The 26,832-nt window shown below is 68.2% G+C and carries 23 protein-coding genes and 2 tRNA genes; 13 read left to right on the forward strand and 12 right to left on the reverse strand.

The genetic code is table 11. The features are described from left to right. Nucleotides 1–32: 32 nt before the first annotated feature. From ACVW19_RS17000 to rpmH, 8 genes are all read right to left on the reverse strand, one after another. Complete coding sequence (locus tag ACVW19_RS17000; RefSeq protein WP_457460210.1) at nt 33–1,130, reverse strand: ParB/RepB/Spo0J family partition protein; 1,098 nt, start codon at nt 1,128–1,130, stop codon at nt 33–35. Further along, nucleotides 1,127–2,206: a ParA family protein gene (locus tag ACVW19_RS17005; RefSeq protein ID WP_457464645.1), complete on the reverse strand. Its 1,080-nt coding sequence runs from the start codon at nt 2,204–2,206 to the stop codon at nt 1,127–1,129. The genes ACVW19_RS17000 and ACVW19_RS17005 overlap by 4 nt, the downstream gene beginning before the upstream one ends. 344 nt (nt 2,207–2,550) lie before the next feature. Then, nucleotides 2,551–3,270: a 16S rRNA (guanine(527)-N(7))-methyltransferase RsmG gene (gene rsmG, locus ACVW19_RS17010; protein WP_202275011.1), complete on the reverse strand. Its 720-nt coding sequence runs from the start codon at nt 3,268–3,270 to the stop codon at nt 2,551–2,553. Nucleotides 3,271–3,387: 117 nt separating this feature from the next. Further along, on the reverse strand, nt 3,388–3,900 hold the full coding sequence (locus tag ACVW19_RS17015) for a Jag family protein (RefSeq protein ID WP_109376581.1): 513 nt from the start codon (nt 3,898–3,900) through the stop codon (nt 3,388–3,390). Nucleotides 3,901–3,915: 15 nt separating this feature from the next. After that, a complete protein-coding gene (gene yidC / locus ACVW19_RS17020) occupies nt 3,916–5,187 on the reverse strand; it encodes a membrane protein insertase YidC (protein WP_457460211.1) in 1,272 nt (423 codons plus the stop codon). 3 nt (nt 5,188–5,190) lie between these two features. Then, nucleotides 5,191–5,565 carry a membrane protein insertion efficiency factor YidD gene (gene yidD, locus ACVW19_RS17025; protein ID WP_406726540.1) on the reverse strand — a complete coding sequence of 125 codons (375 nt, stop codon included), beginning with the start codon at nt 5,563–5,565 and terminating at the stop codon, nt 5,191–5,193. Further along, entirely contained in the window at nt 5,562–5,933 is a 372-nt protein-coding gene (gene rnpA, locus ACVW19_RS17030; RefSeq protein ID WP_457460212.1) for a ribonuclease P protein component, read from the reverse strand. Before rnpA ends, yidD begins: the two co-directional genes overlap by 4 nt. A gap of 21 nt (nt 5,934–5,954) precedes the next feature. Next, nucleotides 5,955–6,092 carry a 50S ribosomal protein L34 gene (gene rpmH / locus ACVW19_RS17035; RefSeq protein ID WP_003949374.1) on the reverse strand — a complete coding sequence of 46 codons (138 nt, stop codon included), beginning with the start codon at nt 6,090–6,092 and terminating at the stop codon, nt 5,955–5,957. A gap of 376 nt (nt 6,093–6,468) precedes the next feature. Here rpmH and dnaA point away from each other — a divergent pair, with 376 nt between their 5' ends. The 9 genes from dnaA to ACVW19_RS17080 all read left to right on the forward strand — a co-directional run bounded on the left by dnaA (nt 6,469) and on the right by ACVW19_RS17080 (nt 19,552). Beyond that, complete coding sequence (gene dnaA / locus ACVW19_RS17040; protein WP_457460213.1) at nt 6,469–8,415, forward strand: chromosomal replication initiator protein DnaA; 1,947 nt, start codon at nt 6,469–6,471, stop codon at nt 8,413–8,415. A 942-nt stretch (nt 8,416–9,357) separates the two neighbouring features. Continuing rightward, on the forward strand, nt 9,358–10,488 hold the full coding sequence (gene dnaN, locus ACVW19_RS17045) for a DNA polymerase III subunit beta (protein WP_109376586.1): 1,131 nt from the start codon (nt 9,358–9,360) through the stop codon (nt 10,486–10,488). Between the two features lie 261 nt (nt 10,489–10,749). After that, nucleotides 10,750–11,625, forward strand: coding sequence for a phosphogluconate dehydrogenase (NAD(+)-dependent, decarboxylating) (gene gnd, locus ACVW19_RS17050; protein ID WP_457460214.1), 876 nt, complete (start codon nt 10,750–10,752; stop codon nt 11,623–11,625). Nucleotides 11,626–11,785: 160 nt separating this feature from the next. Next, nucleotides 11,786–12,907 (forward strand): DNA replication/repair protein RecF, encoded by a 1,122-nt coding sequence (recF, locus tag ACVW19_RS17055; RefSeq protein ID WP_457460215.1) that lies wholly within the window; start codon nt 11,786–11,788, stop codon nt 12,905–12,907. Beyond that, on the forward strand, nt 12,904–13,458 hold the full coding sequence (locus tag ACVW19_RS17060) for a DUF721 domain-containing protein (RefSeq protein WP_457460216.1): 555 nt from the start codon (nt 12,904–12,906) through the stop codon (nt 13,456–13,458). Before recF ends, ACVW19_RS17060 begins: the two co-directional genes overlap by 4 nt. A 433-nt stretch (nt 13,459–13,891) precedes the next feature. Then, nucleotides 13,892–15,952: a DNA topoisomerase (ATP-hydrolyzing) subunit B gene (gyrB, locus tag ACVW19_RS17065; protein ID WP_457460217.1), complete on the forward strand. Its 2,061-nt coding sequence runs from the start codon at nt 13,892–13,894 to the stop codon at nt 15,950–15,952. A gap of 42 nt (nt 15,953–15,994) precedes the next feature. Further along, a complete protein-coding gene (gyrA, locus tag ACVW19_RS17070; protein ID WP_457460218.1) occupies nt 15,995–18,592 on the forward strand; it encodes a DNA gyrase subunit A in 2,598 nt (865 codons plus the stop codon). An 18-nt stretch (nt 18,593–18,610) separates the two neighbouring features. Beyond that, complete coding sequence (locus ACVW19_RS17075) at nt 18,611–19,357, forward strand: DUF3566 domain-containing protein (protein WP_457460219.1); 747 nt, start codon at nt 18,611–18,613, stop codon at nt 19,355–19,357. Nucleotides 19,358–19,478: 121 nt separating this feature from the next. Beyond that, a tRNA-Ile gene (locus ACVW19_RS17080) sits at nt 19,479–19,552 on the forward strand. A 390-nt stretch (nt 19,553–19,942) separates the two neighbouring features. Here ACVW19_RS17080 and ACVW19_RS17085 read toward each other — a convergent pair. Further along, nucleotides 19,943–20,314 (reverse strand): DUF6344 domain-containing protein, encoded by a 372-nt coding sequence (locus ACVW19_RS17085; protein WP_457460220.1) that lies wholly within the window; start codon nt 20,312–20,314, stop codon nt 19,943–19,945. 337 nt (nt 20,315–20,651) lie between these two features. On the opposite strand from ACVW19_RS17085, the gene ACVW19_RS17090 reads away from it, so the two are divergent. Continuing rightward, nucleotides 20,652–20,780, forward strand: a complete 129-nt coding sequence (locus tag ACVW19_RS17090; protein WP_003999697.1) for a DLW-39 family protein — start codon at nt 20,652–20,654, stop codon at nt 20,778–20,780. A 221-nt stretch (nt 20,781–21,001) separates the two neighbouring features. Beyond that, complete coding sequence (locus ACVW19_RS17095) at nt 21,002–22,384, forward strand: hypothetical protein (protein ID WP_457460221.1); 1,383 nt, start codon at nt 21,002–21,004, stop codon at nt 22,382–22,384. Here the strand turns inward: ACVW19_RS17095 and ACVW19_RS17100 are convergent. Continuing rightward, nucleotides 22,371–24,008 carry a protein kinase domain-containing protein gene (locus ACVW19_RS17100; RefSeq protein ID WP_457460222.1) on the reverse strand — a complete coding sequence of 546 codons (1,638 nt, stop codon included), beginning with the start codon at nt 24,006–24,008 and terminating at the stop codon, nt 22,371–22,373. The two genes, ACVW19_RS17095 and ACVW19_RS17100, sit on opposite strands and share 14 nt — an antisense overlap. A 91-nt stretch (nt 24,009–24,099) precedes the next feature. After that, entirely contained in the window at nt 24,100–24,648 is a 549-nt protein-coding gene (locus tag ACVW19_RS17105; protein WP_457460223.1) for a helix-turn-helix domain-containing protein, read from the reverse strand. Between the two features lie 182 nt (nt 24,649–24,830). Between ACVW19_RS17105 and ACVW19_RS17110 the strand changes: the two genes are divergently transcribed. After that, nucleotides 24,831–24,903: transfer RNA gene (locus ACVW19_RS17110), tRNA-Ala, on the forward strand. A gap of 260 nt (nt 24,904–25,163) precedes the next feature. Here the strand turns inward: ACVW19_RS17110 and ACVW19_RS17115 are convergent. Beyond that, a complete protein-coding gene (locus ACVW19_RS17115; RefSeq protein ID WP_457460224.1) occupies nt 25,164–25,865 on the reverse strand; it encodes a DUF5324 family protein in 702 nt (233 codons plus the stop codon). Between the two features lie 325 nt (nt 25,866–26,190). Here ACVW19_RS17115 and ACVW19_RS17120 point away from each other — a divergent pair, with 325 nt between their 5' ends. After that, nucleotides 26,191–26,718, forward strand: coding sequence for a peptidylprolyl isomerase (locus ACVW19_RS17120; RefSeq protein ID WP_109376611.1), 528 nt, complete (start codon nt 26,191–26,193; stop codon nt 26,716–26,718). Nucleotides 26,719–26,832 lie beyond the last annotated feature (114 nt).

Here is a 26,832-nt window from a genome sequence, read left to right on the forward strand (position 1 = left end):
CGGTCGGCTGTTCGGCTGACCGAGCCGAAGCCTCAGGAATCTTCCATGGAGTCGTCGTCCACAAGACTCTTCTGCAGAACCGGCCCCTCATCAGGAGCGAGGGTGCCGAGAATGCGCTCAAGGTCCTCCATGGAGGCGAACTCGACGGTGATCTTCCCCTTCTTCTGGCCCAGATCGACCTTCACCCGCGTCTCGAAACGATCCGAAAGACGGGTGGCCAGATCGGACAGCGCCGGAGACACCAGGGCACCCGCCCTCGGCCCCTTGGAGCGCGTCGACTTCTGCGGCCCGGACCCCATCAGGGTCACGATCTCCTCGACAGCCCGCACCGAGAGACCCTCGGCCACAATCCGATGGGCCAGCCGGTCCTGTTCTTCGGAGTCCTCCACGGAGAGCAAGGCCCGCGCGTGCCCGGCGGAGAGCACTCCGGCAGCCACCCGGCTCTGAACCCTCGGCGAGAGCTTCAGCAGACGCAGGGTGTTGGAAACCTGCGGGCGGGAACGGCCGATGCGGTCCGCCAACTGATCATGCGTGCAGTTGAAGTCCTTCAGCAGTTGGTCGTAGGCGGCTGCCTCTTCCAGCGGATTCAGCTGGGCACGGTGCAGATTCTCCAGAAGGGCGTCCAGGAGGAGCTTCTCGTCCTCCGTGGCCCGCACGATCGCCGGGATGGCTTCGAGCCCCGCGATGCGGCACGCCCGCCAGCGGCGCTCACCCATGATGAGCTCGTAGTGCACCGGCCCGACCTGCCGTACGACGACGGGCTGGAGGAGACCGACCTCCTTGATGGACGTGACAAGTTCTGCCAGCGCATCCTCGTCGAAGACTCCGCGCGGCTGACGCGGGTTCGGCTTGATGGATTCAAGGGGAATCTCCGCGAAGTGTGCCCCTAGGGGAGGCATGGGCATCTCCGCCGCGCCATGCGTCGACGACTCCTCTGTTTCACGTGGAACAGAGGGAAGTGCGGCCAGTTTGGCCACAGCCACCCCGCGCTCGTTCGGCAGCGCCGGAGGCGCAGCGGGAGAGGCGGAAGCTGCGCCTCCCGTCACAGTCGGGGAGACCGTCTTCTCTGTCGGGGCAGCAGGGATAAGTGCGCCAAGACCACGGCCCAGCCCCCTCCGTCGCTCACTCACTGGACGCCCTCCACCATGCTCGGATCGTTCTGCTGTGCGCCGATGTGTGCGTTCGATGCGTCATAGCTGACGCCAACGCCCCTCAGCGCGATCTCGCGTGCCGCCTCAAGGTAGGAGAGGGCACCGCTCGATCCAGGATCGTAGGTCAGCACCGTCTGCCCATAACTCGGCGCCTCCGAAATACGCACAGAGCGAGGAATGCTTGTCCGCAGTACCTCGTCGCCGAAGTGACTACGCACCTCGTCCGCAACCTGGGACGCAAGACGCGTCCGGCCGTCGTACATGGTGAGCAGGATCGTCGATACGTGCAGGGAGGGGTTGAGGTGGCCCCGCACCAGATCGACATTGCGGAGCAGCTGCCCCAAACCTTCTAGGGCGTAGTACTCGCACTGGATCGGGATCAGGACCTCCTGTCCCGCCACCATCGCGTTGACCGTCAGCAAGCCCAGGGATGGAGGACAGTCGATGAGGACGTAGTCCAGCGGCTGCTCGTAGGCATGGATGGCACGCTGCAGCCGGCTCTCCCGTGCCACCAGTGACACCAGCTCGATCTCCGCACCGGCGAGATCGATCGTGGCGGGTGCGCAGAAGAGACCCTCTACGTCGGGGACCGGCTGGACAACCTCCGCCAGCGGCCTGCTCTCGACCAACACGTCATAGATGGAAGGAACTTCGGCGTGGTGGTCGATCCCCAGGGCCGTAGAAGCGTTGCCCTGGGGGTCGAGGTCGATCACCAAGACCCGAGCGCCATGGAGCGCAAGTGACGCGGCGAGGTTGACGGTCGTCGTCGTCTTACCCACGCCACCCTTCTGGTTGGCGACCACCACGAGGCGTGTCTGCTCGGGCCGTGGCAGGCCCTCACCTGCGCGGCCCAGTGCATCCACCGCCAGCTGGGCAGCACGACCGATGGGGGCGTCGTCCATAGGAGGCGGTGTTTCACGTGAAACATCCGCCCCCATCGATTCGGCACGAGGACCGGGGACCGGGTCGGTCATCGGTCCCGCGATGTTGGCGTCGGACCGCAAGGTGGATTCACTCTCCTCGACTTCAGGCTCGCAATGAACAGAGCCTCCCATGCCTTCGGGGTCGTGAACCAGTGAGGCCTGACGTTCTGTGGAGAAATCCACTTCTGTGGACAACTCCGTACCCCCTGAGGGGGGCGAAGTCTCATTGGGAACAGGACCCTCTCTGAGTGAACCGAGAGGCTTACGATCGCGGGGTTCGGCCGCAGCGCGACCGCGACTGATGATGCCGTGCAGCAGGGAGCGACGTTTCACGTGAAACACGATGCACAGCAGCCGGGGCCGCACTGCCGCGACACTCCGGCCTACGGCGGTTCGGCTGCTTGTGTGGAGTACGTCTGCCCCTTCCGGGCGTAGGCCTGCCCGTCGGATCTTCTGCTGCCCGGCAGACCATGCCCCTATCCGCGTCGGCGCCGCGCACGCCCGGTGCGAGCGGCCTTCGCGCGCTTCGCCGCGAAGCGCACACCACCGGGACTTTCCCCCACCTCGACCCGCACCACTGTGGACATCGGATCCACCACCCCCTCACCCACATGCACGACCGATGTGGCCACGGCGCCAAGCTTGCTCAGTGCCGAGGTCGCATTCTTCAGCTCCTCCTCGGCAGCGTCACCCTTGAGCGCGAGCATCTCTCCGTACGGCCGAAGGAGCGGGATGCCCCACGTGGCGAGGCGGTCGAGCGGTGCCACGGCTCGTGCGGTCACCACGTGCACCGGAGACATCGTGCCCATGACCTCCTCGGCCCGGCCACGCACGACCGTCACATGGTCCAACCCCAGTAGCTCCACGACTTCGGTCAGGAAGGTGGTACGCCGTAGCAGTGGCTCCAGCAGCGTGATCTTGAGGTCCTCGCGGACCAGCGCCAATGGGATGCCCGGCAGACCGGCACCCGAACCGACATCGCACACCGTGACGCCTTCGGGCACGACTTCCGAGAGCACCGCACAGTTCAGCAGGTGCCGCTCCCACAGTCGCGGCACCTCCCGCGGGCCGATCAGACCACGCTGAACGCCCGCCTCAGCAAGCAGTTCCGCGTAACGCACCGCGTCCGCGAAGCGATCGCCGAACACCTCGCGAGCCTGCTCGGGCGCGGGGGGAAGCTCCGCTGCCTCCGTCACGGGGGGACCGTCCTTCCGTAGCGTGCCGACATCGGGCGCCGACACCACAGAACTATCAGGCTGACAAAATTCGGCCCCGCCTGCGCAACAGACGGGGCCGGTGGAACGTGGAACCGTTCAGGCGGGAAGCACGACGACGAAGCGCTGCGGCTCCTCGCCCTCGGACTCACTGTTCAGGCCGGCGGCCTTGACCGCGTCGTGCACGACCTTGCGCTCGAACGGCGTCATCGGGTCGAGCTTCACGGGCTCACCGCTGCTCTTGGCCTCGGCGGCGGCCTTCGCACCCAGCTCGGACAACTCGGCCCGCTTTTTGGCGCGGTACCCCGCGATGTCGAGCATGAGCCGACTGCGGTCCCCGGTCTCCCGATGCACAGCCAGACGCGTGAGCTCCTGGAGCGCCTCCAGCACCTCACCGTCCCGACCGACCAGCTTCTGCAGGTCACGGCCGGCCGAGTCGCTGATGATCGAGACGGAGGCACGATCGGCCTCGACGTCCATGTCGATGTCACCGTCGAGGTCGGCGATGTCGAGCAGACCCTCCAGGTAGTCCGCTGCGATCTCACCTTCCTGCTCCAGGCGGGTCAGGGTGTCTGCGCCCTCGGCAGCGGTGGAGGTGGTGCCTTCCGTCACGGGATGGACTCCTTCTTACTTCTTGGACGGGGACTTGGGCCGCTGCGGGCCCTTGCGCTGTCCGGACTGGGCCCTGCTGCGGGTACTTCCGCCGGACTTCGCGTTGCCCTTCTTGGCAGCGGCGGCGGGCTCGACGTCGTCCTGGGGCGCTTCGGCCTTGGTCAGCGAGGTCGGCTCGTCAGCCGCCTTCGCTGCACCGCCCTGACGCTGGGACTTGGTCTGCCGCTTGGGCTGCTGACGCTTCGCGGTCTGGGTCGTGGCCGGAGAGCCGTCCTCGGCCTGCGCGGCGGCCGTGGCATCGCCCTTGATCACCGCTCCATCGGCCTGGGCCACGAGGCCCGCCTTGCTCAGACCGTTGATGAACTTGCGCTCGTATTCGTTACGGTCCCGGCCCTTGGCCATGATGGTCTTGACGATGGCGCGCTCACGGCGGTTGCGGGTCTTGCCGTGGTGGGCGACGTGCTTGGCAAGGCGCTCCAGGTACGCGGCCTGCGCCTTGGAACCCGGCGTCGGGTTGTTGTGGATGACGTACATCTGCTGGCCCATGGTCCACACGTTGGTGGTCAGCCAGTAGACGAGGACACCGACCGGGAAGTTGATGCCGAAGACGGCGAAGATGACGGGGAAGACGTACATCAGCATCTTCTGCTGCTGCATGAACGGCGTCTTCACCGTGGTGTCGACGTTCTTCGTCATCAGCTGGCGCTGCGTGTAGAACTGCGACAGCGACATCAAGACGATCATCAGGGCCGTGACGATCCGCACATCGGTCAGCGAGGCGTTGAGGGCGTTGACCTTGTCCGCGCTGTCCGTGAACTTCGCCGCGAGCGGGGCACCGAAGATGTGCGCCTTCTGCGCACTCTCCAGCAGACGCTCGTTGATCACGCCGATGGTGTCGTTGGACGCGATGCTGTTGAGCACGTGGTACAGAGCGAAGAAGAACGGAGACTGCGCCAGGATGGGAAGGCACGAGGAGAGCGGGTTGGTGCCCGCGTCCTTGTACAGCTTCATCATCTCTTCGGACTGACGCTGCTTGTCGTTCTTGTAGCGCTCCTGGATCTTCTTCATCTCCGGCTGGAGCGTCTGCATCGCGCGCGTCGCCTTGATCTGCTTCACGAAGAGCGGGATCAGGCAGATACGGATCAGGATCACCAGGGACACGATGGACAGGCCCCAGGCCCACCCGGTGTCGGGGCCGAAGATGGACCCGTACACGGAGTGGAACTGGACGATGACCCAGGAGACAGGTGTCGTGATGAAGCTGAAGAGGCTGGCAATCGTGTCCACTAATCATGCTCCTTGGGCATGGGGCGAGGTCTCTGCGGCCGGACTCGAAGGGCTCGTCGGACTTGCGGAAGAAGTCTGTCCTTCGGTGGCCGGTTCGGCGGAGGCAGGCCCGCCCTTGCGTGCACGCCAGGCGTCACGCAGCATTTCGTGCCACCGCGGGCGCTTGCGCGGCGGGACATGGTCCACGCCACCCAGCGACCACGGATTGCACCGCAGGATGCGCCAGGCCGTGAGTGCTGTGCCCTTGATGGCACCGTGCCGGTCGATGGCCGTGTAGCCGTAATGGGAACACGACGGGTAGTACTTGCATACAGGCCCCAGCAGCGGACTGATCGTCCACTGATAGAGCTTGATCAGAGCCAGCAGCGGGTACTTCATCGCGTGCCCCCTCCCAGCAGCCGCTGCAAAGCGGCATCCAGGTCTTGGGCCAGTTGTGCATGCTCGGCGTCACCCGCTCCGGGCAGCGCTCGTACGACTACCAGGCTACCGGGGGGCAGCAGGGCCACTCGATCGCGCATCAGGTGGCGAAGTCTGCGCTTCACCTTGTTCCGCACGACCGCTCCCCCCACAGCCTTGCTCACGACGAAACCCGCACGTGTCGGGGGAGCGCTCTCCCCAGGCACATGCGGGTCCGTGACACCGCTGCGAAGGTGTACGACGAGGTGCCTGCGTCCAGCCCGGCGTCCTCGTCGTACCGCGGTCGCGAAGTCCTCGCGCCGCCTCAGCCGGTTGTCGGTGGGCAGCACGACGTCATGACCTGATCGGGATCAGGCGGACAGGCGGGCGCGACCCTTGCCACGGCGGGACGCGAGAATCGCGCGGCCGGCACGGGTGCGCATACGCAGCCGGAAGCCGTGGGTCTTCGCGCGACGACGGTTGTTCGGCTGGAAGGTGCGCTTGCTCACTCGGGGGCTCCAGAAAGATGTCGTTGATTGCGGGGTGCCGTCCTGGCTGTCACCGTGCGCCCACGAGTAGCTCGCGTTACGCCCGAGTGCACCGCTGACCGATCATCTTGCGTGATCTGTGCCCATCGGAGGCAGGCGGCAGCAGCCATCGACAACTCGACCTCGCCACGGTACGCGCGGCTGCATCCTTCGGTCAAACCAGCAGCCACGGGGAGACACTTGTCCACAGGCTGGGGACAACGACTTGAACCGCACCGGCTGCCCTGACTACCGTGACGTAACTCCGATTCGTTCCTTTGTCCCTCGACCACCCCCTTTACAACCCCGACCCGTCCCCGAATCACACGTTCGAGGGACCTGTGAGAGAGCGTGCCCTGTGGCTGACGTACCTGCCGATCTTGCCGCAGTGTGGCCACGCGTACTGGAGGAGCTGCTCGGTGAGGGCCGGGGCCAGGGAGTCGAGGGGAAGGACGAACACTGGATCCGGCGCTGCCAGCCGCTGGCGCTGGTCGCCGACACCGCGCTGCTCGCCGTGCCGAACGAGTTCGCCAAGGGCGTGCTCGAGGGCCGCCTCGCGCCGATCGTCAGCGAAAGCCTGAGCCGCGAGTGCGGGCGCCCCATCCGCATCGCCATCACCGTCGACGACTCCGCGGGAGAGCCCCCGGCCCCGCCGGTCGCCCGCCCCCAGCCGCGCTACGAGGAGCCCGAGCTCCCTCCCACCCGGCAGGACCGACCGGATCGACAGGACCGCCAGGAGCACGAGCAGTACGAGGGCTACGGCCGGCGCCGCGCCGACCAGGACCCCGGCTCGCCCGGCGACCAGCTCCCCACCGCCCGCCCCGCCTACCCCTCGGAGTACCAGCGCCCGGAGCCCAGCTCCTGGCCGCGACCGGGCCAGGACGAGTACGGCTGGCAGCAACAGCGCCTCGGCTTCCCCGACCGCGACCCGTACGCCTCGCCCTCGCAGAACGCCTACGGTTCCCAGGACGGCTACGGCGGCGCGCCCTCGCAGGACTACCGTCCGCAGCCGATGGAGCGCTCCTCCTACGAGCAGCAGCGCTCCGACTACGAGACGTCACGCGCGGAGTACGACCGAAGTAACTACGACCGTGGCGGCTACGACCGCGGTGACTACGACCAGCGCGACGCCGCCCGCCGCGAGCTCCCCGAGCCCCCGTCCGGCTCGGGGCACGTCCACCGCGGCGGCCCCGTCGGCCCGAACCTGCCCACGAGCGGGGCGCCCGGCCCGCTGGCCGCACAGCCCGCACCGGCGACCGGCCCCGGTGAGCCGACCGCGCGGCTGAACCCGAAGTACCTCTTCGACACGTTCGTCATCGGCGCCTCCAACCGCTTCGCGCACGCGGCGGCGGTGGCGGTCGCCGAGGCACCCGCGAAGGCGTACAACCCCCTGTTCATCTACGGGGAGTCCGGGCTCGGCAAGACCCACCTGCTGCACGCGATCGGACACTACGCGCGCAGTCTCTACCCCGGCACGCGGGTGCGGTACGTGAGCTCGGAGGAGTTCACCAACGAGTTCATCAACTCCATCCGCGACGGCAAGGGCGACAGCTTCCGCAAGCGGTACCGCGAGATGGACATCCTGCTCGTCGACGACATCCAGTTCCTCGCGGACAAGGAGTCGACGCAGGAGGAGTTCTTCCACACCTTCAACACGCTGCACAACGCCAACAAGCAGATCGTGCTCTCCAGTGACCGGCCGCCCAAGCAGCTGGTGACGCTGGAAGACCGGCTGCGGAACCGTTTCGAGTGGGGTCTGATCACCGACGTCCAGCCTCCGGAGCTGGAGACACGTATCGCGATCCTGCGCAAGAAGGCGGTGCAGGAGCAGCTCAACGCCCCGCCCGAGGTGTTGGAGTTCATCGCCTCCCGGATCTCGCGGAACATCCGCGAGCTGGAGGGCGCGCTGATCCGGGTGACGGCGTTCGCCTCGCTCAACCGGCAGCCGGTGGACCTCGGACTGACAGAGGTCGTCCTGAAGGATCTGATCCCTGGCGGCGACGACTCCGCGCCGGAGATCACCTCGACGGCCATCATGAGCGCGACCGCCGACTACTTCGGGCTCACGGTCGAGGACCTGTGCGGCACCTCGCGCGGCCGCGCCCTGGTGACCGCGCGGCAGATCGCGATGTACCTGTGCCGTGAGCTGACGGACCTGTCGCTGCCGAAGATCGGCGCGCTGTTCGGCGGCCGCGACCACACGACGGTGATGCACGCGGACCGGAAGATCCGCAATCTGATGGCGGAGCGACGCTCCATCTACAACCAGGTCACCGAGCTCACCAACCGCATCAAGGCCGGCTGAGCGCCCGCAGGCGCACGAAGAAGGGCGTCCCCGGATGTGGTCCGGGGACGCCCTTCTTCGTGCGCCTGCCGACCGGCCCTTGTATGCCTGCCGAACCGGCCTTCACGCGCTCGCCGACCGGCGAGGGCCGGCCCTCGCGGCCCTCGGCGTCCCGTCCACTGTTCGATTTCAGCACCGGGTTACGGCCGTCCTCCACAGATGTGGCAACTTTCTCCCGTCCACATCCTGGGGACTGTGAAGTTGTCCCGAAACTGTCCACAGCCCTGCTTGTTGGGGCACCATCGAGCCAGGTCAACAGGCTGTGGATTCGTGGACAAACGATCTCCACAGCCTGTGGACGAGGCGGTGATCCACAGGCTGTGGACAAAGTTTTCCACCAGCAACCCACAGGCTGAAGCCAGTTGTCCCCAATGATCAGGCGCTTCTCCACACGCCTGTCCACTGTTCGGCAACATCACGCGCCTCCTCACCGGGTCGAGTGAAAGGCGTCACAGCAAGGTGCCGAGGCCGCCTGTGGGAAAGACCGGCAAACCTGGGGACGGAGCTGGGGAGAACTCGCCCCTCCCTGTGTACGGAGTGTGCAGAACTTTTTGTTCTCCACAGAAACCCCGAGTTGTCCACCGCCTCCACCCACAGGCCCGGTGGACAAAATCTTGGCCCTGAGCTGGGAAAACAAGGTTATCCACGGTATCCACAGGCCCTACTACTACTCCCAACTAGAGAGAGTGAGGAATTCGTTTCGAAGAGGGTCCTGTGCACAACTCGCCGGTTCGACGCCGACTGCCGCTCGTCACGACTTGACCCCGAGCGGCACCTACTGTCAGTGCAGTGCGTCAGACTGGTCCCCGGTGTCCTTCCCTCACAGAGGCCGACGACACCGAGGCAGACGACGAAGGCGAAGCAGGGCGTGAGAACGCCGGCAACAGCAGGAGGCGGCTTACGGTGAAGATCCGGGTGGAACGCGACGTACTCGCGGAGGCAGTGGCCTGGGCTGCGCGCAGCCTCCCGGCCCGTCCGCCGGCGCCGGTCCTCGCCGGCTTGCTGCTGAAGGCCGAGGAGGGGCAGCTGAGCCTGTCCAGCTTCGACTACGAGGTCTCCGCACGGGTCTCGGTGGAGGCGGAGGTCGAGGAGGAGGGCACGGTCCTCGTCTCGGGCCGTCTGCTCGCCGACATCTCCCGCGCGCTCCCCAACCGGCCGGTGGAGATCTCCACAGACGGTGTACGGGCGACGGTGGTGTGCGGTTCCTCGCGGTTCACACTCCACACCCTGCCGGTGGAGGAGTACCCGGCCCTGCCCCAGATGCCGAACGCGACGGGCACCGTCCCCGGTGAGGTCTTCGCGTCCGCCGTGCAGCAGGTCGCCATCGCGGCCGGCCGGGACGACACCCTGCCCGTCCTGACCGGTGTGCGCATCGAGATCGAGGGCGACACGGTGACGCTGGCCTCCACCGACCGCTACCGCTTCGCGGTCCGCGAGTTCCTGTGGAAGCCGGAGGACCCGGAGGCCTCGGCGGTCGCCCTGGTGCCCGCGAAGACGCTCCTGGACACCGCCAAGGCGCTGACCAGCGGCGACCAGGTGATCCTTGCGCTGTCCGGCTCGGGCGCGGGCGAGGGCCTGATCGGCTTCGAAGGAGCGGGCCGCCGCACCACCACGCGGCTGCTGGAGGGCGACCTCCCGAAGTACCGCACGCTGTTCCCGACCGAGTTCAACAGCGTCGCCGTCATCGAGACCGCCCCCTTCGTGGAGGCCGTCAAGCGCGTGGCCCTGGTCGCCGAGCGCAACACCCCGGTGCGGCTCAGCTTCGAGCAGGGTGTGCTCATCCTGGAGGCCGGCTCCAGTGACGACGCACAGGCTGTGGAAAGGGTCGACGCCCAGCTGGAGGGCGATGACATCTCGATCGCCTTCAACCCGACGTTCCTGCTGGACGGTCTGAGCGCCATCGACTCCCCGGTGGCGCAGCTGTCGTTCACCACGTCCACCAAACCCGCGCTGCTCAGCGGCAGGCCTGCGGTGGACGCGGAGGCGGACGACGCCTACAAGTACCTGATCATGCCGGTGCGGCTCAGCGGCTGACGCCGCACCACCTGTCCGCGGCTGCCCTCGGCAGTCCACAGTTGTGCACAGTCCTTCCGGGCCCGGTGGACACCGGATCGTGGATACCGGTCAGAGCCGGACCCGGAAGTGGCCGTGAGCGAAGCCGCAGGTGAGGGCGTGCGCATGAGCGCGTATGCCCACAGATGTGCGTGAGCGCCCGGGTTTAGGGTCGTGTCGGTACGTAAGTGCCGCGGCACGCCCGTGCCGCCATGCCACGTCGCAACCTAAGGAACACAACTGATGGAGCTCGGTCTCGTCGGCCTCGGCAAGATGGGCGGCAACATGCGTGAGCGGATCCGCCGCGCGGGCCACACCGTCGTCGGATACGACCGCAACCCGGACCTCGCCGATGTCCACAGCCTGGAAGAACTTGTGGGCAAGCTCGAGGGCCCGCGGGTGGTCTGGGTGATGGTCCCGGCCGGCCAGGCGACGCAGTCGACCATCGATGAGCTCGCCGAGCTGCTCCAGCCCGGCGATGTCGTCGTGGACGGCGGCAACTCCCGATGGACGGACGACGAGAAGCACGCCGAGGAGCTGGCGGCCAAGGGCATAGGTTTCGTCGACTGCGGTGTCTCCGGCGGCGTCTGGGGCCTGGAGAACGGCTACGCGCTGATGTACGGCGGCGACAAGGAGAACGTCGCCAAGGTGCAGCCGGTCTTCGACGCCCTCAAGCCGGAGGGCGACTTCGGCTCGGTGCACGCGGGCAGGGTCGGCGCGGGCCACTTCGCCAAGATGGTCCACAACGGCATCGAGTACGCGATGATGCAGGCCTATGCCGAGGGCTGGGAGCTTCTGGAGAAGGTCGACTCGGTGACCGACGTCCGGGAGGTCTTCCGTTCCTGGCAGGAGGGCACCGTCATCCGCTCCTGGCTCCTCGATCTCGCGGTGAACGCGCTTCACGAGGACGAGCACCTGGACAACCTCCGGGGTTATGCACAGGACTCCGGTGAGGGACGCTGGACTGTGGAGGCCGCGATCGACCACGCGGTCCCGCTGCCGGCGATCACCGCGTCGTTGTTCGCGCGGTTCGCCTCCCGCCAGGAGGACTCGCCGCAGATGAAGATGATCGCGGCCCTGCGCAACCAGTTCGGCGGCCACGCGGTCGAGAAGAAGTAGTCCGAAGAGCCGGTCCGAAGAGCCGGTTCGAAAAAGTAGTCCACAGAGCGGCCGAGAGTGGCCACAGCACAGCCGTAGAAGCAGTCACGGGGCATCCCTGGCTGTCGTCCGCAGGACCCGTACGACGGTCCACAACGCCGGGGGAGGTCGGCGCACAACCATGCATGTCACGCATCTGTCGCTGGCCGATTTTCGTTCCTATCCCCGGGTCGAGGTCCCGCTCGACCCGGGGGTGACGGCCTTCGTCGGCCCCAACGGGCAGGGAAAGACGAATCTCGTCGAGGCGGTCGGCTATCTCGCCACACTCGGCAGCCACCGTGTCTCCTCCGACGCCCCGCTGGTTCGTATGGGCGCCGACCGCGCGATCATCCGGGCCCAGGTCCGGCAGGGCGAGCGGCAGCAGCTCGTCGAGCTCGAGCTGAACCCGGGCCGTGCCAATCGCGCCCGTATCAACAGATCCTCGCAGGTCAGGCCCCGGGACGTGCTGGGGATCGTCCGCACCGTGCTGTTCGCGCCCGAGGATCTCGCCCTGGTGAAGGGTGATCCCGGCGAGCGGCGCCGCTTCCTGGACGATCTGATCACGGCCCGTTCCCCGCGCATGGCGGGTGTCCGTTCCGATTACGACCGGGTCCTCAAGCAGCGCAACACGCTGCTGAAGTCGGCCGCGCTGGCCCGTCGGCACGGCGGGCGCACCATGGATCTGTCCACCCTCGACGTCTGGGACCAGCATCTCGCGCGTGCGGGCGCCGAACTGCTGGCTCAGCGTCTGGATCTGATCGCCGCGATCCAGCCACTCGCCGACAAGGCGTACGAACAGCTCGCGCCGGGCGGCGGGCCCGTCGCCCTGGAGTACAAGCCGTCGGCGCCCGGTGAGGCGCACACACGCGAGGACTTGTTCGAGCAGTTGTCGGTGGCTCTCGCCGAGGCGCGCAAGCAGGAGGTCGACCGGGGCGTCACCCTGGTCGGCCCGCACCGGGACGATCTGCTGTTCAAGCTCGGTCAGCTGCCGGCCAAGGGCTACGCCTCCCACGGCGAGTCCTGGTCCTACGCCCTGGCACTGCGCCTGGCCTCCTACGACCTGCTGCGTGCCGAGGGAAACGAGCCGGTGCTGGTGCTCGACGACGTCTTCGCCGAGCTGGACGCACGCCGCCGCGAGCGCCTCGCCGAGCTCGTCGCGCCGGGGGAGCAGGTCCTGGTGACCGCGGCCGTCGACGACGACGTTCCCCATGCGCTGTCGGGGACGCGGTTCGTCGTGGCCGAGGGGACGGTGCAGCGGGTATGAGCGGGCCCGGTCGGCCCGACGGCCCCCCCGCGGGGGGGCCCGGGGAAGCTCCTGAGCCCTCGGGGGTCGACCTGGCGCGTGTGGCGTTGCGCGCGGCCAAGGAGGCGGCCCGCGCACGTGGGGATGTGGCGCAGCAGAAGAAGCAGGCACGGCGCGGTGGCCTGCGCTCCGGCGCGCGCGGCGACCGGCGCGATCCCATGGCGCTCGGTGCGGCGATCAACCGGCTGCTCACCGAGCGTGGCTGGGAGGCCCCGGCCGCGGTGGGCGGGGTGATGGGGCGCTGGCCCGAGATCGTCGGTGAGGACGTGGCCAAGCACTGTGAACCGGAGCGCTACGACGAGGACGAGCGGGTGCTGTTCGTGCGCTGCGACTCCACGGCCTGGGCGACGAACCTGCGGCTGCTCGCCCCGACCCTGGTCGCCCGGCTGAACGAGGACCTGGGCCACGGCACGGTGAGGCTGATCAAGGTCAATGGACCGGGTGGCCCCGCACGCCGCTACGGCCCTCTGCGCGCTCCCGGGAGCACTGGTCCCGGGGACACGTACGGGTGACCCGGAGCCCTGTTCCAGGCCGCCCACAGCGAGGTGATCGACGTCACATCAGGGCTTTTCGGGAGTGCGTTCGGTCCCCCGGTGCCCCTTTCGTCGTACGGCCGGACGGGGTGCGGAATCGCCACCTGACTCCTAAGTAGCCAAGGGTTGACGGTCGGAAGCGCTGGGTGCCCTCGTGAGCCTCTTGGAGCCCCCATCCGCATACCGGGAGTCGGACGAGACCGGTTGAGGGCGGCACATGCGGACTCAGGCACCGGCAAACCCCCATCAATGTCCGAGCTACCGGTAGACTGGAGGCAATCCCGCCCCGACCGTGGGGACCGCCCGGGAAAAGCTGAGCAACGCTGATCAAGGCTTACCAACGCAACATGCCGCAGCCGCTCCGGCAACCCGCCGCCGAGCCTGGCTCGTGGTGTGCCAGAAAGGGCGCTTCGTGGCCGATTCCGGCAACCCCAACGAGAACATCCCGTCCACCGACACCGGCGTGAACAGCGAGGCGACCGCCCTCGACAGCGAGGTCACCGCCTCGTACGACGCCAGTGCCATCACCGTCCTCGAGGGTCTGGACGCGGTCCGCAAGCGACCCGGTATGTACATCGGTTCGACCGGTGAGCGAGGCCTGCACCACCTGGTGCAGGAGGTCGTCGACAACTCCGTCGACGAGGCGCTGGCCGGGCACGCGGACACGATCGATGTGACGATCCTGGCCGACGGCGGCGTCCGGGTCGTCGACAACGGCCGAGGCATTCCGGTGGACATCGTCCCCTCGGAGAACAAGCCGGCCGTCGAGGTCGTGCTGACCGTGCTGCACGCGGGCGGCAAGTTCGGCGGCGGCGGCTACGCGGTCTCCGGTGGTCTGCACGGCGTCGGTGTGTCCGTGGTGAACGCCCTGTCGAGCAGGATCTCCGTCGAGATCAAGCGTGACGGCCACCGCTGGACGCAGGACTACAAGATGGGCGTCCCCACGGCCCCGCTGGTCCGGCACGAGGAGGTGGAGGAGACCGGGACGACGGTCACCTTCTGGGCCGACCCGGACATCTTCGAGACCACCGACTACTCCTTCGAGACGCTCTCCCGGCGTTTCCAGGAGATGGCGTTCCTCAACAAGGGGTTGCGGATCAACCTCGCCGACGAGCGCGAGTCGGCGAAGGCCACCGCCGGGGCGGACGAGGCGGGTGAGGACGAGAAGCACGAGGTCAAGAGCGTCTCGTACCACTACGAGGGCGGCATCGTCGACTTCGTGAAGTACCTCAACTCCCGCAAGGGAGATCCGGTGCACCCCACCGTGATCGATCTCGAGGCCGAGGACAGGGACAAGCAGCTGTCCCTCGAGCTCGCCATGCAGTGGAACGGCGGCTACACCGAGGGTGTGTACTCCTTCGCCAACATCATCCACACCCACGAGGGCGGTACGCACGAAGAGGGCTTCCGTGCGGCGCTCACCAACCTGGTGAACAAGTACGCGCGCGAGAAGAAGCTGCTGCGCGAGAAGGACGACAACCTCACGGGTGACGACATCCGCGAGGGACTGACCGCGATCATCTCGGTCAAGCTGAGCGAGCCCCAGTTCGAGGGCCAGACCAAGACCAAACTGGGCAACACCGAGGTGAAGACCTTCGTTCAGAAGGTCGTCTACGAACACCTCAACGACTGGCTGGACCGCAACCCCAACGAGGCCGCGGACATCGTCCGCAAGGGCATCGCGGCGGCCACCGCGCGCGTGGCGGCCCGCAAGGCCCGCGACCTGACCCGCCGCAAGGGCCTGCTGGAGTCGGCGTCCCTGCCGGGCAAGCTCTCCGACTGCCAGTCCAACGACCCCACCAAGTGCGAGATCTTCATCGTCGAGGGTGACTCCGCCGGCGGCTCGGCCAAGTCCGGCCGGAACCCGCAGTACCAGGCGATCCTCCCGATCCGGGGCAAGATCCTCAACGTCGAGAAGGCGCGCATCGACCGGATCCTGCAGAACCAGGAGATCCAGGCGATGATCTCCGCGTTCGGCACCGGTGTGCACGAGGACTTCGACATCGAGAAGCTCCGCTATCACAAGATCATCCTGATGGCGGACGCCGACGTCGACGGCCAGCACATCAACACCCTGCTGCTGACGTTCCTGTTCCGGTTCATGCGGCCGCTGGTCGAGGCGGGGCACGTGTACCTCTCCCGTCCCCCGCTCTACAAGATCAAGTGGGGCCGGGACGACTTCGAGTACGCGTACTCCGACCGCGAGCGCGACGCACTGATCGAAATGGGCCGCCAGGCCGGCAAGCGCATCCGCGAGGACTCCGTCCAGCGCTTCAAGGGCCTCGGCGAGATGAACGCCGAGGAACTGCGCATCACCACGATGGACCAGGAGCACCGCGTCCTCGGCCAGGTCACCCTCGACGACGCCGCCCAGGCCGACGACCTGTTCTCGGTCCTGATGGGCGAGGACGTCGAGGCCCGCCGCGCGTTCATCCAGCGCAACGCCAAGGACGTCCGCTTCCTCGACATCTGAGTCGGTCTCAGCTGACCGCACCAGGAAGGACCTTCACCAGCAATGACCGACGAGAACACTCCCGTCACGCCTCTCGAGGACGCGGACGCGACCGGCATGCGCGTCGAGCCCGTCGGGCTCGAGACGGAGATGCAGCGCTCGTACCTCGACTACGCGATGTCCGTCATCGTCTCGCGTGCGCTGCCCGACGTACGTGACGGCCTCAAGCCCGTCCACCGCCGCGTGCTGTACGCCATGTACGACGGCGGCTACCGCCCCGAGCGCGGCTTCTACAAGTGCGCCCGCGTCGTCGGCGACGTCATGGGCAACTACCACCCGCACGGCGACTCCTCGATCTACGACGCGCTGGTCCGCCTCGCGCAGCCGTGGTCGATGCGGATGCCGCTGGTGGACTCCAACGGCAACTTCGGTTCCCCGGGCAACGACCCCGCGGCAGCCATGCGGTACACCGAGTGCAAGATGGCGCAGCTGTCGATGGAGATGGTCCGCGACATCGACGAGGAGACCGTCGATTTCAAGGACAACTACGACGGCCGCTCGCAGGAGCCGACCGTCCTGCCCGCACGCTTCCCGAACCTGCTGATCAACGGATCGGCCGGTATCGCGGTCGGTATGGCGACCAACATCCCGCCGCACAACCTGCGTGAGGTCGCCACCGGTGCCCAGTGGTACCTGGAGCACCACGAGGCCTCGAACGAGGAGCTGCTCGACGCGCTCATCGAGCGCATCAAGGGCCCCGACTTCCCGACCGGCGCCCTGGTGGTGGGCCGCAAGGGCATCGAGGAGGCGTACCGGACGGGCCGCGGCTCGATCACCATGCGCGCGGTGGTCGAGGTCGAGGAGATCCAGAACCGCCAGTGCCTGGTGGTCACGGAGCTGCCCTACCAGACCAACCCGGACAACCTCGCGCAGAAGATCGCCGACCTGGTGAAGGACGGCAAGATCGGCGGCATCGCGGACGTCCGCGACGAGACGTCGTCCCGTACCGGCCAGCGCCTGGTCATCGTGCTCAAGCGGGACGCGGTCGCCAAGGTCGTCCTGAACAACCTCTACAAGCACACCGAACTGCAGACCAACTTCGGTGCCAACATGCTGGCGCTGGTCGACGGTGTCCCGCGCACGCTCTCCCTGGACGCGTTCATCCGCCACTGGGTGAACCACCAGATCGAGGTCATCGTCCGCCGTACGCGGTTCCGGCTGCGCAAGGCCGAGGAGCGCGCGCACATCCTGCGCGGCCTGCTGAAGGCCCTGGACGCCATCGACGAGGTCATCGCGCTGATCCGGCGCAGCGACACCGTCGAGATCGCGCGCGGGGGCCTGATGGACCTCCTGGAGATCGACGAGATCCAGGCCAACGCGATCCTGGAGATGCAGCTCCGCCGCCTGGCGGCACTGGAGCGTCAGAAGATCGTCCAGGAGCACGACGAACTCCAGGCGAAGATCAACGAGTACAACGAGATCCTCGCCTCCCCGATCCGCCAGCGGGGGATCGTCAGCGCGGAGCTGGCCGCGCTCGTCGAGAAGTACGGTGACGACCGCAAGACCAAGCTGGTGCCCTATGAGGGCGACATGTCCATCGAGGACCTGATCGCCGAGGAGGACATCGTCGTCACGGTCACGCGCGGCGGCTACATCAAGCGCACCAAGACCGACGACTACCGGGCCCAGAAGCGCGGCGGCAAGGGCGTACGCGGAGCGAAGCTCAAGGAAGACGACATCGTCAACCACTTCTTCGTGTCCACCACGCACCACTGGCTGCTGTTCTTCACCAACAAGGGCCGGGTCTACCGGGCGAAGGCGTACGAGCTGCCCGACGCCGGCCGGGACGCACGCGGCCAGCACGTGGCCAACCTGCTGGCCTTCCAGCCGGACGAGTCGATCGCCGAGATCCTCGCGATCCGCGACTACGAGGCGGCGCCCTACCTGGTTCTGGCCACCAAGGCGGGCTTGGTCAAGAAGACGTCGCTGAAGGATTACGATTCACCCCGCTCGGGTGGCGTGATCGCGATCAACTTGCGTGAGCAGGAGGACGGTTCCGACGACGAACTGATCGGGGCTGAACTCGTCTCGGCGGATGATGATCTACTACTGATCAGCAAGAAGGCACAATCGATCAGGTTCACCGCGACGGACGAGACTTTGCGGCCCATGGGCCGTGCGACCTCGGGCGTGAAGGGCATGAGTTTCCGCGAAGGGGACGAGCTGCTCTCGATGAATGTTGTTCGACCCGGTACGTTCGTGTTCACTGCCACAGACGGCGGGTACGCGAAGCGGACCGCTGTCGACGAGTACCGCGTCCAGGGTCGCGGCGGCCTCGGCATCAAGGCTGCCAAGATCGTCGAGGATCGTGGGACTCTCGTCGGCGCGCTGGTGGTCGAGGAGACCGACGAGATCCTCGCCATCACGCTGTCGGGCGGTGTGATTCGCACGCGGGTCAGCGGAGTCAGGGAGACGGGCCGTGACACCATGGGCGTCCAACTGATCAATCTGGGCAAGCGCGATGCCGTGGTCGGCATCGCGCGTAACGCCGAGGCGGGACGCGAGGCGGAGGAAGTCGACGGCGACGTGGCCGTGGACGAGACCGACGAAGGTGCCGTGACCATCGGCACGGACGAGGGTGAGGCGCCCTCGGCCGAGTAGCACGAGGAGTGAGTCAGCGTGAGCGGAGCCACGGGCACCGGGCCGACCGGTACCAGTACGGGCACGGACGGCGGTGGCCGTGGCTCTGCCACGCGGGCGACAGATCCGCACACGACCAACCTGAAAGCGATCAAGTCGCCCGGCAAGGACTCGCCTTCGTCCGACAGACATGGATCCCAGGGGGGAACTGTGACGGACACCCGAGGCCCTCAGCAGAGCACGTCCGGACAGGGCGCCGCTGCTCATACGGCCTCACCGCTGCCGGGGGAACGGCAGCCGCAGCAGCAGGCGGGGCCGTACCACCCGCCGCAGGCCTACCAGGCGCAGGCCGGTACGGCAGAGGGCCCGGGCGGCGCGGTACGCCGCCCGCGCACCGGGGCGCGCACCACACCGCGCGTGCGCAAGGCGCGCCTGCGGGTGGCCAAGGCCGACCCCTGGTCGGTGATGAAGGTCAGCTTCCTGCTCTCCATCGCCCTGGGCATCTGCACGATCGTCGCGTCCGCGGTGCTGTGGATGGTCATGGACGCGATGGGTGTCTTCTCGACGGTCGGCGGCACGATCTCCGAGGCGACGGGCTCCAACGAGTCGAACGGCTTCGACCTCCAGTCGTTCCTGTCGCTGCCCAACGTGCTGCTGTTCACGACGATCATCGCGGTCATCGACGTCGTCCTGGCAACGGCTCTGGCGACCCTCGGTGCGTTCATCTACAACCTCTCCGCGGGCTTCGTGGGCGGCGTCGAGCTCACGCTGGCCGAGGACGAGTGAGCGGCGCCCGGCGGCTTCCCGGCCTGCTCTGACGGTCCCCCGACAACCGATTTTGGGACTGCCCGGGTCGTGCGCTAATCTTCAGGGGTCAGCGCGCGGGAGACATACCGCAGAGCGCGGCGGGGCTATAGCTCAGTTGGTTAGAGCGCATCCCTGATAAGGATGAGGCCACAGGTTCAAATCCTGTTAGCCCCACATCACCATGAGACCCTCGGCCGGTGCGGCCGGGGGTCTTTTGTGTCCGTCTTGGCGTGCCTCGTCTCGGCCCGCCGGCCCTCGCCTCGCCTCGCCTCGTCTCGCCCGGTCTGCTCCGTGCGCTTGCGCGGGGTGTGAGGGCTGGTGTGGGGAGGGGGGAGGCTCTGATCCCTCCGGACCCGTTCGCCGGTGGGGCGGGGGTGTGGTGGCGGCCGGGCCCTGACGCGTTCGGTGGGTGCGGGCATGGGGAAGGCCCGGTTGCTCGGTGCCGAGCAACCGGGCTTTTCGCGTGCCGTTGGGGCTGTACGCGAGTTCGCCGGGACTTCGGGGGAGCCGGAAACGGCACGGGTGGGGTGTGGTGAGGCAGTGGGCCTCCATGGGCCCGGCGGCTCAGCGCTGGAGCGGGAGGTGGCCGGTGCGGGGTGCTGCGGGGGGCGTGGTGTCGTCGGAGCAGGGGGTGGAGGCCGGGTCAGGGGCCACCGGGTTCGCGAGCGGGCGGTGGCGGCACCTGGGGGATCCTCCGTGGGCCTCCGCGCGGATGCGCTGTTTCATCGTGGGGGGCAGGGCACTCGTTTGGGACCAGGGCCGGACGGACGCGGCCGGCGTCGTCACGTCCGGGGCGATCTTGCTGTTGCGGGCCGTCTCGGTCTGGGATACCGCCGCGGCGGAGGCGGTCGTGGTGATGAGTCCGAGCGCCGTGCACAGCGCGAGGAAGGCGGTGACGATGGCGGTCCACAGCGTCATGACCTTGTTCCGGGCCATGGCCCCTCACTTTCGGGTCGGGCGATTTGCGTACTTTCCTCATGATGTGTATGTGGGCCGCGAAGTGGTGGACCAACGTCCGTGGCGCGTCGATGTTCAGATGAACACCACCCGGATGGTCGCAAGAGGGGAGGAAAGTGAAAGAGTGTGGAGGGAGATGGTCAAATTCACCGACTGTGCGGATGTGGTCACCCTCTGACCCGCTCGATGTGTTCCGCTCCTACTGCACGGTAAAGATGGGGAGTTGCACGACCGACACAGGTCACTGATCGGTATCGGTCGGTGTGTATAGTCGGGCGCCAGAGGTCCCCTACGTCAAGAAAGACGAGGTCGCGCGGTGAAGAAGCTTCTCCTGGTCGCACTGGCCGCCATCGGCGGGCTCCTCGTGTACCGCCAGATCCAGGCGGATCGCGCCGAGCAGGATCTGTGGACGGAGGCGACTGACTCCGTGCCCACGGGTTCGTGAGTACCGACATACGACGCTGAACAGACCCCGGCCGCGCTCGCGGTCGGGGTTTTGTGTGTCGTGAGGCCTTGCCGACGGGCCTTGTGCGCGGGGCAGGATGGGGCACGGTGCGACGTCAGGGCGACGACGAGGGGTGGCGCGTGAGGGGACGGCGGTGTAGGGCGTGGGGGCGGCACGCCCGGGCGGGACGTGGTCGGGCACCGGCTGCCGTGCGCGCGGGCGTGGTGACGCTCGCGTCGGTGATGCTGCTGGGGGCGCCGGGTGTGTCTGCCGCCTCCAGTGCCTCTGCCGTCTTCCCGAGGGCCGGGGCCGTCGAGGCGGTTTCCCGGGCTTCCGGCACTGTCGGGGTCCCCGAGGCCGTCCGCGCTGCTTCCGGGGCTCCTGGAGCTCCTGAGGAGTACGCCTTCACCGAGGGCGCGCAACGGATCGACGGGGCGGGGAGCACCGCCGAAGCCCTACGGCTGGAAGCCGGTCGGACCTACCGGAGCACCCTTCCGGCGAGCGGCAGGATCCACTACCTCCTGGAACTCGACGCCGGCTCGAACGTCTACGTCTCCGCCACCGCCGTCCCCCCGGGCGATGGCAGCGCCGCCGTCATCGACGGCGTCAAGGTGTCCGTGCAGGACGCGGACGGCCGCTCCTGCGACGTGGACACCGCGACCTTCGGTGCCGCCGCAAGCCCGCACCCGGTCGCCGCGTCGGCCGTGCGCGAGATCTCCCCCAGGAAATCCCTCTGCCAGGACGCCGGTACGTACTACGTGACCGTCGAACGCGCCGATCCGGACGGAAAGGGCGCCTCCCCCGACGCCTGGGAGCTGGAACTCACCACCGCGTCGGAACCGCGGCTGGAACGGACCGGCGCGACGACCGCGCCCGAGGAGTGGGACTCCGCCTCGCCCCGGCCCGTCACCGGGAAGGCACAACGGCGCTCGGGCGGCGCCGGTTTCACCGAGGCCACCCCGCTCGATGAGGGAGTCTGGCGGGACGACATCCGGCCCGGCCAAACGCTCTTCTACAAGGTTCCCGTCGACTGGGGCCGGCAGTTCCACGCCACCGCCGAACTGGGCAGTGCGAGCTCTGACGGCACCGGGTTCGTCCCCGCCGCCCTCGACCTGGACCTCTACAACCCCGTACGCGGACACGTCACGGACGTGGGTCTCGGCTACGACGGCAGACAGAAGTCGGGCAGCCTCCCCCCGCTCCCCCGCGTCGCGTACGCCAATCGCCATGCCACCGGTGCTCAGGTCGGCGCGATGCGCTTCGCAGGCTCCTACTACCTCGTCGCACACCTCAGGGCGGAGGTGGCGGACGACTTCGGTGACGGGCCCGTCCCACTGACGCTACGGGTACGGGTCAGCGGTGCGGCACAGGACGGGCCGGAGTACGCCGGGGAGTCCGCCCCGGCGGGTATCTTCGCGGTCACCGCGCAGGACCGCGAGGCGGCGGCCCGGGGCCGGTCCACGGACGACGGCACCGCGATGACGGCGCTCGCGGTGGGCGGTATCGGAACCGGCAGCGCACTGCTGGTGGGACTCGCCGTGTGGACGGTGGCCGCTCGCCGGAGAGCCGTCTCCCCGGACGATCCGGGCATCAGATCCGCGTGAGGGCCCATAACCCCACGGCATAGCAGGCCAGCGCCAGGAACAGGAGAGGGACGGCCACCCGGGCGGGAGGGCCGGGGCGGCGCCGTCGTCGCCGACCGGTCGCCCTGTGCCGTGAAACCGCCAGGTCCGAAGACGGAGCCTGCGGGTCGCGGGCGGTGTACTCGGCAGTGGAGGCATCGGCGCGATACGAGGCGGGGCCGAGATACGCCGAGGGCGGGAACGAGGGCGGGGACAGGGGGGAGCGCAGCGGGTGAGTGGGGTCGGCGCGGGCCACCCGCTGTGCGCCGTACGGGGGCTGGGACGGTGTGAGGCCCTGGGACTGTGCCCGGGCGTGCAGCACCTGTTCCGGTACCCGTCCCTGCCCCTGACCCGGTGGGGTGGGTGCGTGGGGCGGGCGGGCGGGGGCGGGGGAGGACGTGACCGTGGCCTGGGGCGGTGGCAGGTAAAAGCTTCCGGTGTCCGACACGGAGGGCTGACGCGGCGGTGCGGACGGTGCCGGACCGGTGCCGGCGACACCGTCCGCGGTGGATCGGCTCGCGGGAACCGGGCGGCCGCCCTCGCCGCCGTGGGGGGAGGCGCCGCCGTGGCCCGGTTCGGAACGGGAGGGTGAGTCGCCCTGCCAGGGGGTTCCGAGCAGGGCGCCTGCCGCTCCTGCCTCGGGCGCGCGGTCCGTCTCCCCGCCTTCCGGGGGCTGTCCCGCCCCTCCCGGACGGCTCGGGGTCGAGCGCACGCCCGAAGCCGCCTTCAGCGGGCCTTCGGGGCCGAAACCCGGGGGGAGCGGGCCGAGTTGGTCGAAGATCTCGATCAACTCGTCGTCGGGGCCGGGCGCCGGGAGGAGCTCCCTGGCCGCGGCCAGGGCCTTGCGCGCCCCCGTGGCCGTACGGAACCGTGCCTGCGGGTCCGGCTGCAGCAGGGTGGCCACGACCTGCCACAGCGGATCGGGGATGCCCTGGGGAGCCCCGGGCGTACCGTGCTCGGCGAAGTGCTGGATGAGCGCCTTGGCGTCCGGTTTGGCGCCCTCCAGCAGATACAGCGCGACCAGGCCCACCGCGAACAGGTCCGCGGGGAAGTCCGGTTCGGAGCCCATCAGCTGCTCCGGCGCGAGATAGCCGGGCGTGCCCACCACCAGGTCGGTCTCGGTCAGGCGCGGTTCACCGAGCCGCATGGCGATACCGAAGTCGGACACCCGCAGACGTGGTCTGCCCGTACCGGTGGCTTCCAGGAGCAGGTTGGCGGGCTTGATGTCGCGGTGCACGACGCCTTCCGTGTGCACCGCGGTGAGCCCCGCCAGCAGCTGGTCGAGCAGGGTACCGACGAACGTCGGCGGCAGGGGCCCGTAGTCGCCTATGAGGTGAACCAGTGAACCGCCGGCGACCAGGTCCATGGTGAACAGGACCTTGTCGTCGTCGGCGGCCCAACTGCTGGGGGCGAGTACATGGGGGTGATCGATCCGCAGGGCCTGCTCGCGCACGAAACGGAGCAAGGAGTGGGCGTCGCTCTGCAACAGGACCTTGGCCGCCACATAGCGGCGACGGCGGTGGTCCCAGGCACGCCAGACGGCACCGACGCCCCCGCGCCCGATCGGGTCGACCAGTTCGTACCGGCCGGCAAAGACCTCACCCATGGCTGTACGTCGCTCCTCCCCCAGCGGGATCTCCCCTTGCCTTACCCCTTTGCCTACCCCTTCTGCCCCTGCCTCGACTGCGGCCGGGGGATCAGTTCTGGTGGGACTGGTAGTGCGCGACCGCGTCGGAGGTGCGGCCGGCGCCGTAGACCCGGAGGAACTCTGCCAGCTCGGGGTGGGTCGGGGCGAGGGAGTCGGCGGCGTCGATGATGTCGCCGGCAGCGGCCACCGAACGCAGCAGTGACTGGATCTCCCGCACCACCCGCTTGACCGTGGGCGCGCCCGAACCGCTCGTCGTCTGCGTGGTGTTGTTGAGCACCGACCCCCCCTGCGACTTCTTGATCTCCTCCATGCGCTCGGTCGCCTCGGCCGCGCTGACACTGCCGTCCGTGACCTGGACCGCCAGGTCCTGCAGCAGCTGAACCCGCTGGACCACCGCGGGGTTGCCGATCTTCGCCCGTTGACCGCTCATCAGCTGCGACAGCATCGGTGCGGACAGTCCCAGTACCCCAGCGAGACGGGCCTGGTTGAGGCCCAGGTCGTCTATGAGCTTACGGAAGAGCGTCCCCAGCGGCTCCCCGTACCAGTTCCGCTGCAGTTCCCGCGCTCTTGCGGTGGCTTCCTGCTGTGCGGCGTCCATGGCGTCTCCCCATCGCTTCCCCGAGAACCGTGGTTCGCTGTAGCGAACCACGCCGAGCATCTTACGGAGAGTGGTTGGTCACGGGGACCCCCAATCTTTTTGCGGAACCCCCCGGGGGACCCGGTACTCTTGTTTCCGGCGCCCACCCGGATGTGCTTGTTCCTGGTGGACGCTTCACACACGGGGCCTTAGCTCAGTTGGTAGAGCGCTGTCTTTGCATGGCAGATGTCAGGGGTTCGACTCCCCTAGGCTCCACAAGGAAACCCCTCCCACCTGCGGAAAGCAGGTGGGAGGGGTTCTTGCTCAGTAACTCCGGGAGCCGGGCGTCACGGCTCCAGGGAGCCTTCGTGGCCCTGGCTCCAGGCCCGGGGCCCCGGGCTCACCGGGCTGTTTCACGTGAAACAGCCCGGTGCGGCAGAAGACGCTGAAGTCTCCCGCCCCACCGGGCTGTTGGTGCCGCAGGCGAGGGATGTCGTAGACCGCCGGCACCGAGATCTTTCGATGCCGCCCGAGTGTCAGGGCTGCTCGTCGCGCTTGGCGGCCTCCTCCTCGGCCTCCTTCGCCCGGACCTCGGGATCGAGGCTGGAGCCGCGGCTGCCGTCCACGGACGACAGCGTGCCCGGCTCCCCGACATCGGTCGCGGCCGGCGGTTCCACCAGCCAGTCCGGGTTGGCCTGCTTGTCCCACCACTTCCAGGCGGCGAACGCGCCGCCGGCGACGGCACCCAGGACCACGATCACCTTCGCGGCCCGGCCGGCCTTCGCGCGCCGCCGCTGCCTGCGGACGAGCTTCTGGATCTGTTTGGCCGAGACCTGACCGCGCAGTGCGGCCAGTACCGCCGCACTGCGGGCCGCGGCCTCGTCCCGCGCCGGACCGGCGGCGGCCCTGGCCTGCTCGATCCTCGGCCGGGAGTACTCCGCCGCCTGCTGAGCGGCCTTGCGGGTCCGGACGGCAGCCTCGTGAGCAGCCAGATCGACCTTCGGCGGCACATGGCTCCGGGCCTGTTCCAGATACGGCTGCACATGGGCGCCGTACTGGACGCGGGCCTGCCCTGCGGCCTGGGTCACCTTGGGCGCCAGCCGTACGCGCGCCTCCTGTGCGTAGTGCGCGGCTTTCACCTTGGCCGTGTCGGCGTAGGGCGCCACCACTTCCGCGGCATGCAGCACGCTGTCCTTCGCCGAATCAGTCGCGGCGCGCACGCTATCGATGCGGGTCACGGTTCCTCCTCCTCGGTGGCGTACGTTTTTCGACTGTCCACCCATTTACGGATCATGCCTTCCGCCTCGCCGCCGGGCATGCGCGGAGGGGCATACGGGTGCCGATGGCATTGATCGAGTGCAATAGCGGATGAACACGGGAGAACGGGAGCTTGTCGTCGACAATGCCACGGATCGTTCCCGAGTGCCCCCGTCACGGAAGGACTCACCCGGTTTTCTGCAAGCGGTTCGGCCCTGTTGCCCTCCTGTGAACGGGCGACGGGCGACTGGACGCCCCGTCCGTGCGAGGATCGGGGAGTTACGGAAAGACAACGGAAGGCACATCGTGGCTGATCAGCTCTACGCCACCCTGAAGACCAACAACGGCGACATCGAGGTCCGGCTCTTCCCGAACCAGGCGCCGATCACCGTCAAGAACTTCGTCGAGCTCGCCAAGGGCGAGCGGGAGTGGACCCACCCGGAGACGGGCGCCAAGTCCACGGACAAGCTCTACGACGGCACGGTCTTCCACCGGGTGATCAGCGGCTTCATGATCCAGGGCGGTGACCCGCTGGGCAACGGCACCGGCGGTCCCGGCTACCAGTTCGAGGACGAGTTCCACCCGGACCTGCGCTTCGACAAGCCCTACCTGCTGGCCATGGCCAACGCGGGCCCGGGCACCAACGGCTCGCAGTTCTTCATCACCGTCTCCCCGACGGCGTGGCTGAACCGCAAGCACACCATCTTCGGCGAGGTCACCGACGCCGCGAGCCAGAAGGTGATCGACACCATCGCGGCTACGCAGACCAACCCCCGCACCGACCGTCCGGTCAACGACGTCGTCATCGAGTCGGTCGAGATCCGCGAGGGCTGAGGGCGCCGCAAGGGCCGAGTACGGCCCTGCCCCCAGGAGCGCGAAAGCCCCCAGAGGGAACCAATCGCCCCGCCCATCCGTAAGGATGGGCGGGGCGGGGCTTTTTCCACACGA

The sequence above is a fragment of the Streptomyces sp. TE5632 genome, assembly GCF_054061295.1.